General features: G+C 71.3%; 15 protein-coding genes. 4 read left to right on the forward strand and 11 right to left on the reverse strand.

Translation table 11 applies throughout. The annotated features are described in order from the left end of the window. Nucleotides 1-50: 50 nt before the first annotated feature. The 9 genes from hpnD to ACGF2V_RS11155 all read right to left on the reverse strand — a co-directional run bounded on the left by hpnD (nt 51) and on the right by ACGF2V_RS11155 (nt 9338). On the reverse strand, nt 51-1004 hold the full coding sequence (gene hpnD / locus ACGF2V_RS11115; protein ID WP_362622758.1) for a presqualene diphosphate synthase HpnD: 954 nt from the start codon (nt 1002-1004) through the stop codon (nt 51-53). Next, nucleotides 1001-1921, reverse strand: a complete 921-nt coding sequence (gene hpnC / locus ACGF2V_RS11120; RefSeq protein ID WP_362622975.1) for a squalene synthase HpnC — start codon at nt 1919-1921, stop codon at nt 1001-1003. The genes hpnD and hpnC overlap by 4 nt, the downstream gene beginning before the upstream one ends. 488 nt (nt 1922-2409) lie before the next feature. Then, complete coding sequence (locus ACGF2V_RS11125) at nt 2410-3195, reverse strand: ABC transporter ATP-binding protein (RefSeq protein WP_362706312.1); 786 nt, start codon at nt 3193-3195, stop codon at nt 2410-2412. Continuing rightward, nucleotides 3188-4117, reverse strand: a complete 930-nt coding sequence (locus ACGF2V_RS11130; RefSeq protein ID WP_362622762.1) for an ABC transporter permease — start codon at nt 4115-4117, stop codon at nt 3188-3190. Before ACGF2V_RS11130 ends, ACGF2V_RS11125 begins: the two co-directional genes overlap by 8 nt. Nucleotides 4118-4237: 120 nt before the next feature. Then, complete coding sequence (locus ACGF2V_RS11135) at nt 4238-5110, reverse strand: glycosyltransferase (RefSeq protein WP_362622978.1); 873 nt, start codon at nt 5108-5110, stop codon at nt 4238-4240. 8 nt (nt 5111-5118) lie between these two features. Beyond that, nucleotides 5119-5898: a CDP-alcohol phosphatidyltransferase family protein gene (locus ACGF2V_RS11140; RefSeq protein ID WP_362622765.1), complete on the reverse strand. Its 780-nt coding sequence runs from the start codon at nt 5896-5898 to the stop codon at nt 5119-5121. Next, nucleotides 5876-6937, reverse strand: a complete 1062-nt coding sequence (locus ACGF2V_RS11145; protein ID WP_362622767.1) for an iron-containing alcohol dehydrogenase family protein — start codon at nt 6935-6937, stop codon at nt 5876-5878. Before ACGF2V_RS11145 ends, ACGF2V_RS11140 begins: the two co-directional genes overlap by 23 nt. After that, the gene (locus tag ACGF2V_RS11150) at nt 6925-7662 is read right to left on the reverse strand and encodes a phosphocholine cytidylyltransferase family protein (protein WP_362622770.1); all 738 of its coding nucleotides are present in this window, start codon (nt 7660-7662) and stop codon (nt 6925-6927) included. The genes ACGF2V_RS11145 and ACGF2V_RS11150 overlap by 13 nt, the downstream gene beginning before the upstream one ends. After that, the gene (locus ACGF2V_RS11155) at nt 7659-9338 is read right to left on the reverse strand and encodes a DUF5941 domain-containing protein (RefSeq protein ID WP_362706579.1); all 1680 of its coding nucleotides are present in this window, start codon (nt 9336-9338) and stop codon (nt 7659-7661) included. Before ACGF2V_RS11155 ends, ACGF2V_RS11150 begins: the two co-directional genes overlap by 4 nt. A gap of 655 nt (nt 9339-9993) precedes the next feature. Here ACGF2V_RS11155 and galE point away from each other — a divergent pair. From galE to idi, 3 genes are all read left to right on the forward strand, one after another. Further along, the gene (gene galE / locus ACGF2V_RS11160; protein WP_362706316.1) at nt 9994-10983 is read left to right on the forward strand and encodes a UDP-glucose 4-epimerase GalE; all 990 of its coding nucleotides are present in this window, start codon (nt 9994-9996) and stop codon (nt 10981-10983) included. A 166-nt stretch (nt 10984-11149) separates the two neighbouring features. Continuing rightward, entirely contained in the window at nt 11150-12091 is a 942-nt protein-coding gene (locus ACGF2V_RS11165) for a cation diffusion facilitator family transporter (protein ID WP_362622776.1), read from the forward strand. Between the two features lie 305 nt (nt 12092-12396). After that, a complete protein-coding gene (gene idi / locus ACGF2V_RS11170) occupies nt 12397-12990 on the forward strand; it encodes an isopentenyl-diphosphate Delta-isomerase (protein WP_362622778.1) in 594 nt (197 codons plus the stop codon). A gap of 67 nt (nt 12991-13057) precedes the next feature. Here the strand turns inward: idi and ACGF2V_RS11175 are convergent, their stop codons facing one another. Together ACGF2V_RS11175 and ACGF2V_RS11180 are read right to left on the reverse strand one after the other, a co-directional pair. Further along, the gene (locus ACGF2V_RS11175; RefSeq protein ID WP_362706319.1) at nt 13058-13513 is read right to left on the reverse strand and encodes an ATP-binding protein; all 456 of its coding nucleotides are present in this window, start codon (nt 13511-13513) and stop codon (nt 13058-13060) included. Between the two features lie 131 nt (nt 13514-13644). Continuing rightward, nucleotides 13645-14313, reverse strand: a complete 669-nt coding sequence (locus tag ACGF2V_RS11180) for a DUF308 domain-containing protein (RefSeq protein WP_362622782.1) — start codon at nt 14311-14313, stop codon at nt 13645-13647. A gap of 80 nt (nt 14314-14393) precedes the next feature. Between ACGF2V_RS11180 and ACGF2V_RS11185 the strand changes: the two genes are divergently transcribed. Continuing rightward, nucleotides 14394-15206, forward strand: coding sequence for an enoyl-CoA hydratase-related protein (locus ACGF2V_RS11185; protein WP_362706322.1), 813 nt, complete (start codon nt 14394-14396; stop codon nt 15204-15206). Nucleotides 15207-15297 lie beyond the last annotated feature (91 nt).

Genomic DNA, 15297 nt, shown 5'->3' on the forward strand with positions numbered 1-15297 from the left:
CGGACACCTGCCCGTGATCCACATGGTGCGCGAGATATCCGTGCGCCGCATCAGGCGCGCCTCCTGACCGTCCGTCGGGACACGTGCCGCGTGTCGAGTCCGGAGAGTCCGCGCATCGCGACGTACGCCTTCTCGTGGCCGGGCAGCGACACCCGGCCGCGCAGCACCGCCCCGGGGTCGCGCTCGATGCGGTCGAGCAGCCGCCGGTAGATGCCCGCCATGGCCGCGACGCAGGCGCCGCTGCGCCGGTCCAGCATCGGCAGCAGCCGGTATCCCTCGGCGAACAGCGTGCGGGCCCGGCGGACCTCGAAATGCACCAGCCCCGCGAAGTCCGCGCCGGACGGTGGCGTGGCCGAGTGGAAACCGGCCGAGCAGCCGAACTTGGCGAGGTCGTCGGAGGGAAGGTACGTGCGTCCGTTGCCGGCGTCCTCGCGGACGTCTCGCAGGATGTTCGTCAACTGCAGCGCGAGCCCGAGCGTGTCGGCGTACTCGGCGGCACGGTCGGTGCCGGGCGCACCCCGTTGGGTACCGAAGATCCCCAGGCTGAGGCGGCCGATGGCTCCCGCCACGCAGCGGCAGTACGCCTTGAGGTCGTCCCACGTCTCGTAGGTCGCGCCGCGCACGTCCATCAGCACGCCGTCGATGAGTTCGTCGAGCCCGCCGAGCGGGAGCGGGAACCTTCGCGCGACGTCGGCGAGCGCGACGGCTACCGGATCGGTGTCGTCCTCGTCGATCGCGCCGCCGCGGATCCGGTCCAGGACCTCGCGGGTGCTCTCCAGGCGTTCCCGCTTGGCCTGCGGCGCGAGGTCGCCGTCCCCGATGTCGTCGACCCGGCGCGAGAAGGCGTACAGCGCCGACATGGCCTGCCGCTTCTCGGCCGGCAGCAGTCTGATTCCGTACGCGAAGTTGCGCGCCTGCTGTCCGGTGACCGCCTCGCAGTATCTGTATGCGGCCTGTACCGGTGCCGACACGGGCATCGTCTGTGCCTCCACGGTCCGGCTCACCCCTCTCCACGCGCTCTTCGCAAGACAACTCCCACTTCGCGCAGCAGGCTGGGCTTGGTGGGCTTGGGGGGGCCGGGCAGGACATCGAACCCGGCGGCCGCGATCGCGGAGAGGGCGGCGCGCCCGCCTCCCACGAATCCGGCGAGAAGCAGCCTGAGCCTGCCGTGGACGCTACCCACCAGGGGGGTGCCTTCATTCAGCAGTTCCCGGGCGCGTTCCGCCTCGAACGCGACCAGCGAACGGACCGACGCGCCCGCCGAGGGGGCGGCGAGGTCGGACTCGCGGACGTGGAAGCGGGCCATGTCGTCGGCGGGCAGGTAGATCCGGTCGCGTCCGAGGTCCTCGGCGACGTCCTGGAGGTGCTCGACGATCTGCAGGGCCGTGCAGACGGCGTCGGATCGGCGGATCCGTTCGGGGCTGGCGGTGCCGGTGATCTGCAGGACGAGCCGGCCCACGGGGTTGGCGGAGAGCTCGCAGTAGGCGGCGAGTTCCTCGTACGTCCCGTAGCGGCGGACCTTCTGGTCCTGGCGGTTGGCCTCGACGAGGCCGAGGAAGGGTTCGGGGGTGAGCGCGCGCCGCCGCACGGTGGGGCGCAGCGCGCGCAGCAGGGGGTGGTGCGGGCCGTCGCCCGTGGCGGCGAAGACTCGGCGCAGGTCGGCCTCGAAGGCGTCGAGCAGGGCGAGCCGGTCGTCGGCCTGCTCGGGGGCGAGGCCGAGGTGGCGGGCGTCCGCGCCGCCGGGGGCGAGGTCGCCGTCGCCGATGTCGTCGACGAGCCGGGCGAAGCCGTAGACGGCCATCAGGTCGTCCCGCCAGGCGCGCGGCAGGAAGAAGGGGGCCACGGGGAAGTTCTCGTCCGCGGCCTTGTCGAGGGTGCGGGGCACGGCCACCGCGGGGCGGGCCTGCCGGGCCGGGGTCACCACGGGCCGCCCGGTGCCGGTGCCGTGACGCGCCGTGTCCGTCCGGAAAGGAGAGGCGCTGGGACGGCGTGAACACCTCGGAGCTGGAGATCTTCCGTCATTGCCGTCACATCTCCCGTTCTACACTGCTGACCCAAAACATCCCATTCCGGACACGCCGCCCGCTCTGCCGAGTGCGGAGCGCGCCTGCGGGCCATACGCCCTGGCGGTATCGCCCCACTTGCCACGAATCAGCACCGGTACAGCTTACGTTGTACGAGCCCATCGGCACGGACGGGGTGTCGCGCGCTGCCCGACAACGCCCTCCACTCCGCCAACCTTCCCCGCGAGGAGAGGCTTTGACGTCATCCGCCGGTAGGAGATCTTGACCGGTGCATACCGCCGGGCGTGCAGGACGCCACGGCGGGTCCACGGTCCGGACACCGAAGCGGCCCCGCCGGAAGGCTCCGGCAAGGGCCGTTTCGGTGTGCCGCAGGACCGGGGACGGACTACTTGCCGGTCTCGCGCTCGTACGCCTTGAGGACCTCGTCGGTCGGACCGTCCATCAGCAGTTCGCCCTTCTCCAGCCACAGCACCCGGTCGCAGGTGTCCCGGATGGACTTGTTGCTGTGGCTGACCAGGAAGACCGTGCCTGCCTCCTTGCGCAGTTCCCTGATGCGCTTCTCGGAGCGGATCTGGAACTTGCGGTCGCCGGTCGCCAGCGCCTCGTCGATCATGAGGACGTCGTGGTTCTTGGCGGCGGCAATGGAGAACCGCAGGCGGGCGGCCATGCCGGAGGAGTACGTCCGCATCGGCAGCGTGATGAAGTCGCCCTTCTCGTTGATGCCGGAGAAGTCGACGATCTCCTGGTAGCGCTCGCGGATCTCCTCGCGCGACATGCCCATGGCCAGGCCGCCGAGCACCACGTTGCGTTCCCCGGTCAGATCGCTCATCAGCGCCGCGTTCACGCCGAGCAGCGACGGCTGGCCGTCGGTGTACACCTTGCCGCTCTCGGTCGGGAGCAGACCGGCGATGGCCCGCAGCAGGGTCGACTTGCCGGAGCCGTTGGTCCCGATCAGGCCGATCGCCTCACCGCGGTACGCGGTGAAGGTGACGCCTCGCACGGCGTGCACCTTCCGCACCCCGCGCCCCTCGCCCTTGTCGCGACGCAGGATCCGGCTCAGTGCCGCGGTGGCGCTGCCCCTGCCTCCTCCGCCGCCGTTGACGCGGTACACGATGTGCACGTCGTCGGCGATGACGGTGGGGACCCGCCCCGAAGTGTTGTCCTCAGCCACGGCCGTACCGTTCCTCCGCCTTCCAGAAGTACACGAAGCCCGCGATGCCGACGACGGCCGCCCAGGCGAGCGCCGCCATCCAGACGTGCGCCGGAAGGTTCTCGGCGCCGTAGCCCTTGATCAGGGCGAAACGCATCAGGTCCATGTAGATGGCCGCCGGGTTGTACTGGAGCACGTCGGCGATCCAGGCCGGCTTGTCCGCGAGCATCACCGGGATGGAGAACATGACGCCCGACGCGTACATCCAGGTCCGCATGATGAACGGCATCAGCTGCGCGAGGTCGGGGGTCTTGCTGCCGAGCCTGGCCATGATCATCGCCAGTCCGGTGTTGAAGACGAACTGCAGGGCCAGCGCCGGGACGACCAGCAGCCAGGACAACCCCGGGCGACTGCCGAAGGCGACGGCCACGACCGCGAGCACGATCATCGAGTACAGCAGCTGCTGGAGCTGCTGGAGCGAGAACGAGACCGGCAGCGAGGCCCGCGGGAAGTGCAGGGCCCGGACCAGCCCCAGGTTGCCGGAGATCGCCCGCACACCGGCCATCACCGAGTTCTGGGTGAAGGTGAAGACGAAGACGCCGGTCACCAGGAACGGGATGAAGACCTCCTGGGTCATTCCCTTCCTGGTCCCCAGGATCAGCCCGAAGATCAGATAGTAGACGAGGGCGTTGAGCAGCGGTGTGGCCACCTGCCACAGCTGGCCCAGCTTCGCCTGGCTGTACTGGGCGGTCAGCTTGGCCCGGGAGAACGCCATGATGAAGTGGCGCCGCCCCCAGAGCTGGCGGACGTACTCGATCAGCCCTGGCCGGGCGCCGCTCACCGTCAGCCCGTACTTGGCGGCCCTCTCGGCCGCGCTCAGGCCGTCGTCGGCGGATGGTGCGGCGCCCAGGGCGACCGCACCATCGTGGGTTGTGTCACTCACCAGAATGAAACTCTCGTATTCAACGTGCGCGGCCGGTCGTGGGCGCGGCTCGGAGCGGACAGGTCCCGTGGAGACGGAGGTACAGAGGAGTCGCCCCCCATGCTCTCAGAGTGGAGACACTCAGATCACCGGAGGTCGGCCGAGCCTGGTCAGCCGCCATACCGTGCGCCACTTCATCGGGCGGCGGGTGCCGCACGGAGTGGACCAGCCCTCCTTGAAGCCTCCGAACCACGCCTTCAGGGCCGGACCGGAGGGCTTGCGCACCAGGGTCAGCAGCAGCCACACACCGAGGTAGACGGGGATCAGGGGCGCCGGCAGATTCCGGCGGGCCAGCCAGACCCGGTTGCGGGCCACCATCCGGTGGTACACGGCATGCCTCGAGGGAGCCGTCGTCGGGTGGTCGAGGACCATGTCCGCGCGGTAGTCGATCGACCAGCCGGCGTCCAGTGCCCGCCAGGCGAGGTCGGTCTCCTCGTGCGCGTAGAAGAACCGACCGGGCAGCGGCCCGACCTCGGCGAAGACCTTGGTGCGTACGGCGTTGGCGCCGCCGAGGAAGGTCGTCACCCGGGAGGAACGCATCGGGTCGGACGCGCGCAGGCGCGGCACGTGGCGCCGCTGGGTGACACCGGTGTCCGGGTCGGCGATGCGGAAGCTGATGATCCCCAGCCGGGGATCGGCCTCGAACGCCCGTCGGCACAGCTCGGCGGTGTCGGTGAGCGGCAGCAGCCCGTCGTCGTCGAGGAAGAGCAGCGCGTCCACGTCGGCACCGGACGGGCCGAACGCCTCGATCCCGACATTCCGGCCGCCGGGGATGCCCAGGTTCTCGGGCAGTTCCACGGTGCGTACGCCCGCGGGGACGTCGGGCACGGGGGCGCCGTTGCCGACGACGACCACCTCGATCCGGTCGCCCTCCTGCTGGGCGACCGAATCCAGGAGGGCCCGCAGTTCCTCGGGGCGGTTGCCCATCGTGATGATGACCGCGCCGAGTTTCATGGATGTGCTCACTTCAACCTGCTCGATGCGAGGATCGACACGAGATGCAGGAGGGTCTGCAGCAGCGCGATGCCGGCCAGGACCGCGACCAGGAGACGGCTGACGAACAGGTCGTCCCTGACCGCGTCGAACACCGCCGCCACCAGGACCACCAGGGACGCCTCGACGCCGAGGATCAGCCGGTGGAACTTGAGCGCGGCGGCGGCCCGACGGGCGAGCGCCATGCCGGACGAGCGCGGCTCGGAGGCGGCCTCCTTGACCGGGGGAAGTCCGCCCTGGTGGCGCGCGACGCCGACGAGGTCGGTCTCGGCCTTGATCAGGATGGCGCCGAGGGCCGCGAGGGTCCCCAGGAAGGCCCACAGCCAGTCGATCCGTCCGGAACCCCACAGGTCGGCGGCCCGCAGACCGAAACCGACGAGCACGGCCGCGTCGCAGAGGTACGCACCGACCCGGTCCAGATAGACCCCGCCCAGCGAGAACTGCTTCTTCCAGCGGGCCACCTCGCCGTCGACGCAGTCGAGCAGCAGGTAGAGCTGGACCATGAGCACGCCGAGCAGCGCCCCGGGGATGCCCGGGACGAGCAGGGCCGGCGCGGCGAGCACGCCCGCGACGGTCATCACATAGGTCAGCTGGTTGGGCGTGATCCGGGTGTTCACCAGGTGCCGGTCCACGCGCAGGGAGATCTCGCGCATGTAGAGCCGCCCCGCCCAGTGCTCACCACTGCGCCGGTCCTTCACGCCCGGAGGGTGCACGACCGGGCGGAGTTCAGCTATCGATGGCTTTTGCATAGTCGGCGTACGCGTCCCTGATCTGGTCGGTGGACAGGTTGAGGTGTTCGAGGATCGTGAAGCGTCCCGGACGGGTCTGCGGGGCGTACTCGACGGCGCGGACGAACTCGTCGGCGGTGAAACCGATCTCTTCGGGCCGCACGGGCAGGCCGTGCCGGCGCAGCACGGCCGCCATGAGCAGCGACTCCTCGCGCGCACCGCGCAGGTGCATGGCGAAGCAGGCGCCGAGGCCGACCTGCTCGCCGTGGCTGGCCGCACGCTTCGGGTACAGCAGGTCGAAGCCGTGGTTGATCTCATGGCAGGCGCCCGATGCGGGCCGGGAGTCTCCTGCCACCGACATGGAGATGCCGGTCAGCACGAGGCCCTCGGCCAGCACCGTGAGGAAGCCGTCGTCGGCGATCCCGCCGGGGTGGCGCAGCACGGCCTCGCCGGCCTGCCGGGCCATGGCCGCGGCGAGGCCGTCGACCTTCTCGCCCCTGACGTCGCGGGCGAGTTCCCAGTCGGCCACGCACGAGATGTTGGAGACCGCGTCGCCGATGCCGGAGCGCACGTAGCGGGGCGGTGCCTGGCGGACGATGTCGAGGTCGATGACGACGGCGATCGGGGTCGGGACCCCGTAGGAGCCCCGGCCGTTGTCGTTGTCCAGCGTGGCGACCGGCGAGCAGAGCCCGTCGTGGGCGAGGTTCGTCGCCACCGCGACCATGGGCAGCCCCACGCGCGCGGCGGCGTACTTGGCCACGTCGACGATCTTGCCGCCGCCGAGTCCGACCACGGCGTCGTACCGGTTGCCCTTGATGTCGTCGGCGAGCTTGACCGCCGAGTCGAGGCTGCCGTCCGCGACCGGGTACCAGTGGGCACCGGGCAGTGCGGGGGCCAGCCGTTCGCGCAGCGCGCGCCCCGACCCGTCGCTGATCGCGACGGCGAGCTTGCCGGAGGCGGAGATCCGCTGGTCGGCGAGGAGGCCGGCCAGGTCGTCCAGGGCGCCGCGGCTGATGTCGACGACGACCGGGGACGGAATGAGCCGGGTCAGTACTGGCACGCGATCTCACGGCCCTTCGCGAGGTCGTCGTGGTTGTCGATCTCGACCCACGCCACCTCGCCGATGGGGGCCACGTCGACGGTGAAGCCGCGGTCGACGAGTTCCTGGTAGCCGTCCTCGTAGTAGAGGTCCGGGTCGCGCTCGAAGGTCGCCTTCAGGGCGTCGGCGAGTTCGGCGGCGGCCTCCGGCTCGATGAGGGTGACGCCGATGTACTCGCCGGTCGCGGTGGCCGGGTCCATCAGCTTGGTGATGGACCGCACACCCCGGCCGTCCTCGGTGACGACCTTCATCTCCTCGTCGGCGAGGCGCTTCACGGTGTCGAGCGCCAGGATGATCTTCTGCCCGTCGCCGCGGGCGGCGAGCAGGGTCTTCTCGACGGAGACGGGGTGGACGGTGTCGCCGTTCGCCAGGATGACGCCGCGGGCGAGGACGTCGCGGGCGCACCACAGGGAGTAGGCGTTGTTCCACTCCTCGGCCTTGTCGTTGTCGATCAGGGTGAGGGCGAGGCCGTACTTCTCCTCGAACTCGGCCTTGCGGGCGTACACGGCCTCCTTGCGGTAGCCGACGACGACGGCGGCCTCGGTGAGGCCGATCTCCGCGAAGTTGGCCAGCGTGAGGTCCAGGACCGTCTTCTCGCCGTCCACCGGCACGAGGGCCTTCGGGAGCGTGTCGGTGTAGGGGCGCAGTCGCCGCCCGGCACCGGCTGCCAGTACGAGGCCGATCATGCGGGTTCTCCTTCGTCGTGAACGGCGGGTGCTCCTGAGGACACCCAGAAGCGGATGGACTCCACGAGCACCACCAGTGCCACGGCCACCGCGAACGCGGTGAGCGCCATGGTGAACGCTGAATGCCGGGTGAGTACGGCGGCGAGTACGGCCACCACCAGGGTGCGGCCCTCGTGCCCGCCGATCGTGCGCACCAGCCACCGGGGCGGCGCGCCGGTGCCTCCGCGAATGCGGTAGACGGTGTCGTAGTGATGGTAGGCGACGGCCGAGACCAGCCCGAAGGCCGCGGGGAGCGCCCCCGGGACGTCGCTGCGGGCGGCGAGGATCAGGACGGTGCAGTACTCGGCCGCCCTGAATATCGGGGGTACGAGCCAGTCCAGGGCGCCCTTGAGGGGGCGGGAGACAGCCATGCCGGAGAACATCGCGTACACGACGGCCGCGAGGATGGTGTGCCAGCTCCCGAAGGGCTGCGTGAGCGCGGAGGCGATCATGAGCGCTCCGGCGAGCAGGGCCGCGACGGGGGCGCTCCAGTTGCCGCCGAGCCTGCGACCGAACGCCGCGACGGCCTGGGCGAGCGGGCCGGAGTCGGTGAGGTCGGCCAGGGCCCGGGCGGCCCGGTCGGTGCGCTCGGCCCTGCGGGTCAGCGAGCGCAGCAGCCGGCCCGCGGTGGTGTAGCAGGCGGCGAAGGCGCAGCCGCCGAGCAGGGCGTAGAAGACGATCCGGGGCGTGGTCGCCGCGGTGAGCACCGCGATCATCGCCCAGCGCTCCCCGATCGGCAGCACGATCATCCGGCGCAGCCACACCGTCCAGCCCACGCTGTCGAGCCGGTCGGAGAGGGCGGCCGTGGGACTCGAATTGCCCACCGCGTCGTGGTTGGCCTCGTTGAACGAGAAATCGACGACGTGCCGGCAGGTCTGGAGCACCATGGCGCCGAGCGCCAGCGCCCAGACGTCGTCCCCGCCCCGGGCGGCCCCGAGGGCGAGCCCCGCGTAGTAGGCGTACTCCTTGGCCCGGTCGAAGGTGGCGTCCAGCCAGGCGCCCAGCGTCGAGTACTGGAGCGAGTAGCGGGCGAGCTGCCCGTCGGTGCAGTCCAGGACGAAGGAGAGGAGCAGCAGCACGCCGGCGGCGACGAAGCCCGCACGGGTGCCGGTGGCCGCGCTGCCGGCCGCGATCAGGGCGGTCAGCAGGGAGGCGGTGGTGACCTGGTTGGGGGTGAGCCCGCGCCGCGCGCACCAGCGGGCGATGTAGCGGGAGTACGGGCTGATGAGGAACGTGGTGAAGAAGCCGTCGCGGGACTTCACGGCACTGCGCAGCCGTATCGCCTCGTCGTCGACGGCGGCGACGGCACCCTCCGCCTCGGCGCGCGCGGGCGCGTCGGCCGGGACGGCGGCGACCAGCGAGCCCAGTTCGGGGCGCTGTACGGGGATGCCCTCGGCGTCCAGGAGACCGGCGACGCGGCCCGGCAGGGTGTGGTCGGTGACCGTCGCCACAGTCGTGCCGGCGGCGGTGGGTGCTGCGGAGCCGTCGGACACGGCGGTGACCAGGGCCCGGGCGAGCGCGGGGCGGGCCTCCGGCTGCGCGGTGAGCGCGCCGCGGACGGCGGCGGCCGGGAAGCGCGGGTCGGTCAGTCCGAGCCGGAGGGCGTGTACGTGACCGACGAAACGGGGGTCGACCAGTGCGACGCGGCGGTCGGCGGGAACGGCCGCGAGGAGCCGCGCGGTCTCGGTCGCGTCGGCGGCGGCCTGTACGTCGAAGCCCAGTGACCGCAGATCGTCCGCGAGCGAGGATCCGGGCAGCGGAGCACCGGTGAGGATGGCGGTCGACAGACGAACTCACTCCTTGGTGCTGACGGGGTCGGCGCGCTGCAACGCGGCCCGGAAGCGGGCCGACGGCACGTCGGCAGAGGCTATCGGATGAACGGAAGCGGGAGTTCACCGCCCGTTCGTGCTCCGTTGGGACGGACCGGCGTCATGCGGCATCGCCCGCGATCATCATCGTCGATTCCCGCCTCGCCTGACAAAACGCGGTGGTACGGATCCGGGCCAATCCCGCCCGGATCGGGCGAGAGGGCCCGCAGCGCGGACGGAGCGCCCGGCGGGAACCCTGGCCCTCCCCGTACGCTCCGGGACGGCGGTGCCGCTGCCGGGACACGCCCTCAGGGCTGTCCCGTGATCCCTGGCGGATCGGCGTGCGGCGTCGGATGCGGTGCAGCGCAAGGCGGAGGACACCCGAATACTGGATGCACTCGGGCGTTCCGGCAACGCGGCGAGGTGTCGTGGCTGACGCCGCACGCCCGCCGGGGACTGCGGGACAGCCCCTAGGCTGGTCCGTATGACATGGCTGATCACAGGCGGGGCGGGGTACATCGGCGCACACGTGGTGCGGACCATGGCGGAGGCGGGTGAGCGGGTCGTCGTCCTCGACGACCTGTCGACCGGCGTCGCCGGACGGCTCCCGGCCGGTGTGCCGCTGATCGAGGGCTCGGTGGCCGACCGCGCGCTGCTCGACGAGGTGCTGGCGCGGCACGCGGTGACGGGTGTGGTGCATCTCGCGGCGAAGAAGCAGGTCGGCGAGTCCGTCGAGCGGCCGCTGCTGTACTACCGGGAGAATCTGGCCGGGCTGACCGCGCTGCTGGAGGCGGTCGTCGCCGCCGGGGTACGGCACTTCCTGTTCTCCTCCTCCGCCTCCGTGTACGGCGTGCCGGATGTGGAACTGATCACCGAGGAGACGCCCTGTGCCCCGATCAGTCCCTACGGCCAGACGAAGCTCGCCGGGGAGTGGCTGGTCCGGGCGGCCGGGCGGGCGCACGGGCTGTCCACCGCCTGTCTGCGTTACTTCAACGTGGCCGGGGCGGCGGCGCCGGAACTGGCGGACACGGGCGCCTTCAACGTGATCCCGATGTTCTTCGAACGGCTGACCCGGGGCGAGGCGCCCCGAATCTTCGGTGACGACTACCCCACCCCCGACGGCACCGGCATCCGCGACTACATCCACGTCGCCGATCTCGCCGACGCGCATCTGGCCGTCGCCCGGAGTCTGGCCGCGCGGGCCGAAGGGGACGCCGACGACCTGACCGTGAACATCGGCCGCGGCGAGGGGGTGTCGGTACGGGAGATCGCGGGTCTCGTGGGCGAGGTCACCGGCCGGCACGTGCCGCCGGTGGTGGAGGCGCGCCGCCCCGGCGACGGGGCGAAGGCCGTCGCGTCCGCCGCCCGGATGTCCGGGGATCTCGGCTGGACGGCCCGGCGCGACGTGCGCGAGATGGTCGAATCCGCCTGGGACGGCTGGTGTCTCCAGCACCCCGAGGCACGCACGAACTGACCTTCCGCTGATCACCCCACCGCCCTGACCTGCAAGTGTTTCCGCAGGTCAGGGCACATGACAACGGTGTTCAGTGCCGTGTTGCCCGATACCCCCCACCCGTAGTTCACTGGCAGTGCTCGGGCCGACCGTGCCCGAGTCCGCGAGACGATCGGGAGGCGTCCCCATGGGGGCAGGGCACGATCACGGACACACCCACGGCGGGCCGCCGCCCACCGGCACGGCCGCCGCCGCGTACAAGGGTCGATTGCGGATCGCGCTGGGCATCACACTCACCGTCATGGTCACGGAGGTCGTCGGGGGGCTGCTCGCCGACTCGCTCGCCCTGATCGCCGACGCGGCCCATATGGCGACCGACGCCCTGGGACTGGGCATGGCTCTGCTGGCGATCCACTTCGCCAACCGGCCCGCCGGGCTCAACCGCACCTTCGGCTTCGCCCGCGCCGAGATCCTCGCGGCGCTGGCCAACTGTCTGCTGCTGCTCGGGGTGGGGGGGTTCCTGCTCTTCGAGGCGGTCGGGCGCTTCATCAACCCCGCCGAGACCAGGGGCGGGCTGACGGTCGTCTTCGCCCTGGTCGGTATGGCCGCCAATCTCGTCTCCCTGTCGCTGCTGCTGCGCGGGCAGAAGGAGAGCCTCAATGTGCGCGGCGCCTATCTGGAGGTGCTCGCGGACACGCTCGGCTCGGTCGCCGTGCTGGTCTCGGCGGGCGTCATCCTGGCCACCGGCTGGCAGGCCGCCGACCCGATCGCCTCCCTGGTGATCGGCCTGATGATCGTCCCCCGCACCGTGAAGCTGCTCCGTGAGACGCTGAACGTGCTGCTGGAGGCGGCCCCGACGGGCGTGGACATGGGGGACGTACGGGCCCACATCACGGCGCTGCCCGGGGTCCTGGACGTCCACGACCTGCACGCCTGGACGATCACTTCGGGGATGCCGGTGCTCTCCGCGCATGTGGTGGTGAGCCAGGAGGTGCTGGACTCGGTCGGCCACGAGAAGCTCCTCCACGAACTCCAGGGGTGCCTGGGCGACCACTTCGACGTCGAGCACTGCACGTTCCAACTGGAGCCGAGCGGCCACGCCGAGCACGAGGCGGGTCTCTGTCACTGAACGGCCGACCGGGTCCCTCGACCGCAGAGGTGTCCCGCGGTGACTGATCACGACCACACCGCCCGTTGCGGGATCCGGCCGACCTTCGGCGTCCCGGGGCGAGGCGATGGCGGCGCCGGTGCGGCGGGGCACGATCCGCCCGGCCGCCTCCGCCGTCCGAGGGCCGTCCGGACCGCCCCCGTGCGGTGATGGCGCCGAGTCCGGACATGCGGACCCGTAGTGCGGACGAGCGGCTTTTGTACGGCAGACTTGAGCGGACTCGACGGGACCGGCGCACCGGGCCGGGACCATAGCGAAGGATGGGTATGCCGACCACACCAGCCACCGCGGCGCACAGCTCGTCGAACGGCACAGCAGAAGCGATCATGCTCGAACTGGTCGACGAGAACGGCACCACCATCGGTACGGCGGAGAAGCTCTCCGCCCACCAGCCGCCGGGTCTGCTGCACCGGGCCTTCTCCGTGTTCCTGTTCGACGAGCGCGGCCGGCTGCTGCTCCAGCGGCGCGCGCTCGGCAAGTACCACTCCCCCGGTGTCTGGTCGAACACCTGCTGCGGCCACCCCTACCCCGGCGAGGCGCCCTTCGCCGCCGCCGCCCGGCGCACGTACGAGGAGCTCGGCGTGTCGCCCTCGCTGCTGGCCGCGGCGGGCACGGTCCGCTACAACCACCCCGACCCGGCTTCCGGCCTGGTGGAGCAGGAGTTCAACCATCTCTTCGTGGGCATGGTGCAGGACCGGCTGCGGCCGGACCCGGAGGAGGTCGGCGAGACCGCGTTCGTCACGGCCGAGGAACTGGCCGAACGGCACGCCGAGGCGCCGTTCTCGGCGTGGTTCATGACGGTGCTGGACGCCGCCCGGCCGGCCGTCAGGGAGCTGACCGGACCATCCGCCGGCTGGTAGCGGACGGGCCGCCCGGTGCTCGCGGGAGCCGCGTCACCGGGTGCCCGCGGATCCGGCGGAAGCCGGGTCAGAGCCCCGGGTTCAGCGGCAGCGCGGCCCAGATGATCTTCCCGCCGCCCGCGGTGTGCTGCACGTCGCAGGCACCGCCCGCCTCCCGGGTGATCTCCCGGACGAGGAGCAGCCCGCGACCGCCGGTCTGCCCGTGGTCCGTCTCCAGGGCCGTCGGCCGGTAGGGGTGGTTGTCCTCCACGGACACCCTGACCCATGCCGCGCCGACGGCCACCTCGACGGCGAGTTCCGGCGAGAGCAGCGCGGCGTGTTTCACCGCGTTGGTGACCAGCTCGGAGACGATGAGCAGCAGTCCTTCGGCGGCGTCGGTGCCGATCGGCACACCCTGACGGTCCAGCAGATCGCGTACCGCGCGCCTGGCCCGTGGGACGGAGACGTCCACGGCCGGGGCGGTGAACCGCCAGACTCCTTCGTACGACAGGGGCCGAGCGGGGACCCTCCCGCGGCTCTCCATAGTCCGGTACCGCCCTCGACTCGTCGGCGACTGCACGTCGAGTACAGAGTGCGCGGCGTAGCCACCGCACCGGACCAGTGAATAAAAGTCGACTTCTATCGACGAATTCTGATCGAACCTGCCCGACTCAATCAGTTCTTGGACTGGTTCTTGTCCTCTCCGGTGGACGCGTCCGGCCGTTCCCCGGTCGTCTTGCGGTCCGTTTCCATGCGCGGGTGGCGACGCTCCGGTTCCGTGCCCTGGTCCGCGACGAGGGAGACGATGCGTCGGCCGCCGACCCCGATCGCGATCAGACCGAGGCCGTCGAAGAGCAGGGCCAGCGAGAAGAAGAGACCGAGGACGTAGAGGCTGCTGTGCGGCCAGTCGAAGAGGACCAACAGACCGAGGAGGAGCCCGAAGGCCCCCTGGAGCAGCGTCCAGCCGAACTGCGGGCCGCGCACGACGACGCTGCCGACCAGCCGGAACACCCCGCCGGTCAGGAAGAGAAGCGCGGCGAACATGGTCAGCGCCTCGGCCGTGCCGTGCGGATGCCGGATGACGACGACCCCCGCGGCGATGTTCAGCGCAGCCACCACGACCGCCAGCCAGAAGTAGTTGCTGCCCCGCGACTCGATGGCGTGGAGCAGACCGACGACGCCACCGACCAGCAGCAACCAGCCGAAGAGCAGCATCGATGTCAGGGTCGCGACACCGGTGTAGACGAGGCCGATCACACCGGCCACGACGAGAAGGATGCCGAGCAGGGCCAGCCGGCCGAAACTCCGGCTCAGCTTCCTGCCCTCGACTGCGGGATCGGCCACGGAAAGCTCCTCACGGTGCGCAGGTGCACGGCCACCCCTTTTTGATCATAGGTTCGAACCGTGCGGATAGCATCCGGCGCATGGACCGTACGGAACCCCGGCTGACGCACACCGTCGCGGACGGTGTCGCCACCGTCGTCATCGACAACCCTGCCAAGCGCAACGCGATGACGACCTCGATGTGGAACGCGCTTCCCCCGCTGCTGGAGCGGCTGGCGGCGGACCTCTCGGTACGCGCGCTGGTGCTGACGGGCGCCGGGGACACCTTCTGCGCCGGGGCGGACATCGCCTCGCTCAGGGCTCCGTCGCACCGGGACCCGTCCTTGCCGGGGGCCCTGTCCTTGCCCGGCGGTCCGTCGCAGGATCCGCAGACGCTCTCCGTGGCGGCCGAGGAGGCGCTGGCCGCATTTCCCCGGCCGACGCTGGCGGCGATCCGCGGCTACTGCGTGGGCGGCGGCAGTCAGCTCGCGGCCGCCTGCGACCTGCGGTTCGCCGAGGACGGTGCCTCGTTCGGGGTCACCCCGGCCAGGCTCGGGATCGTGTACCCGGCGTCGTCGACCCGGCGGCTGGTGGCGCTGACCGGGCCGGCCACGGCGAAGCACCTGCTCTTCTCCGGCGAACTGATCGACACCGCGCGGGCGCTGCGGTCCGGGCTGGTGGACGAGGTGCTTCCGGCCGGTGGACTGGACGCGCGGGTCGACGCGTACACGCGCACGCTGGCGGCGCGTTCGTGGCTCACGCAGGCGGCGGCGAAGGAGTTCGCCGACGGACGCCGGGACCGGGACGCGTACTGGGCGGAGCGGGCGCGGCGCAGCCGCGACACCGCGGAGGGTGTCGCGGCCTTCCTGGAACGGCGCGTGCCGCGCTTCGGACCGCCCGAGAGGGCCGGCTGACCCACCGGCCCGCCGGGGCGGGGCTACCGCAAGAGGGATCTCTGCGTCATGCACACCGTCCTTCGCGACCGCCCGGATGGCCGCAATGACG

Source organism: Streptomyces sp. NPDC047982, assembly GCF_043204165.1.
In the GTDB taxonomy this organism is placed as follows: Bacteria; Actinomycetota; Actinomycetes; order Streptomycetales; family Streptomycetaceae; genus Streptomyces.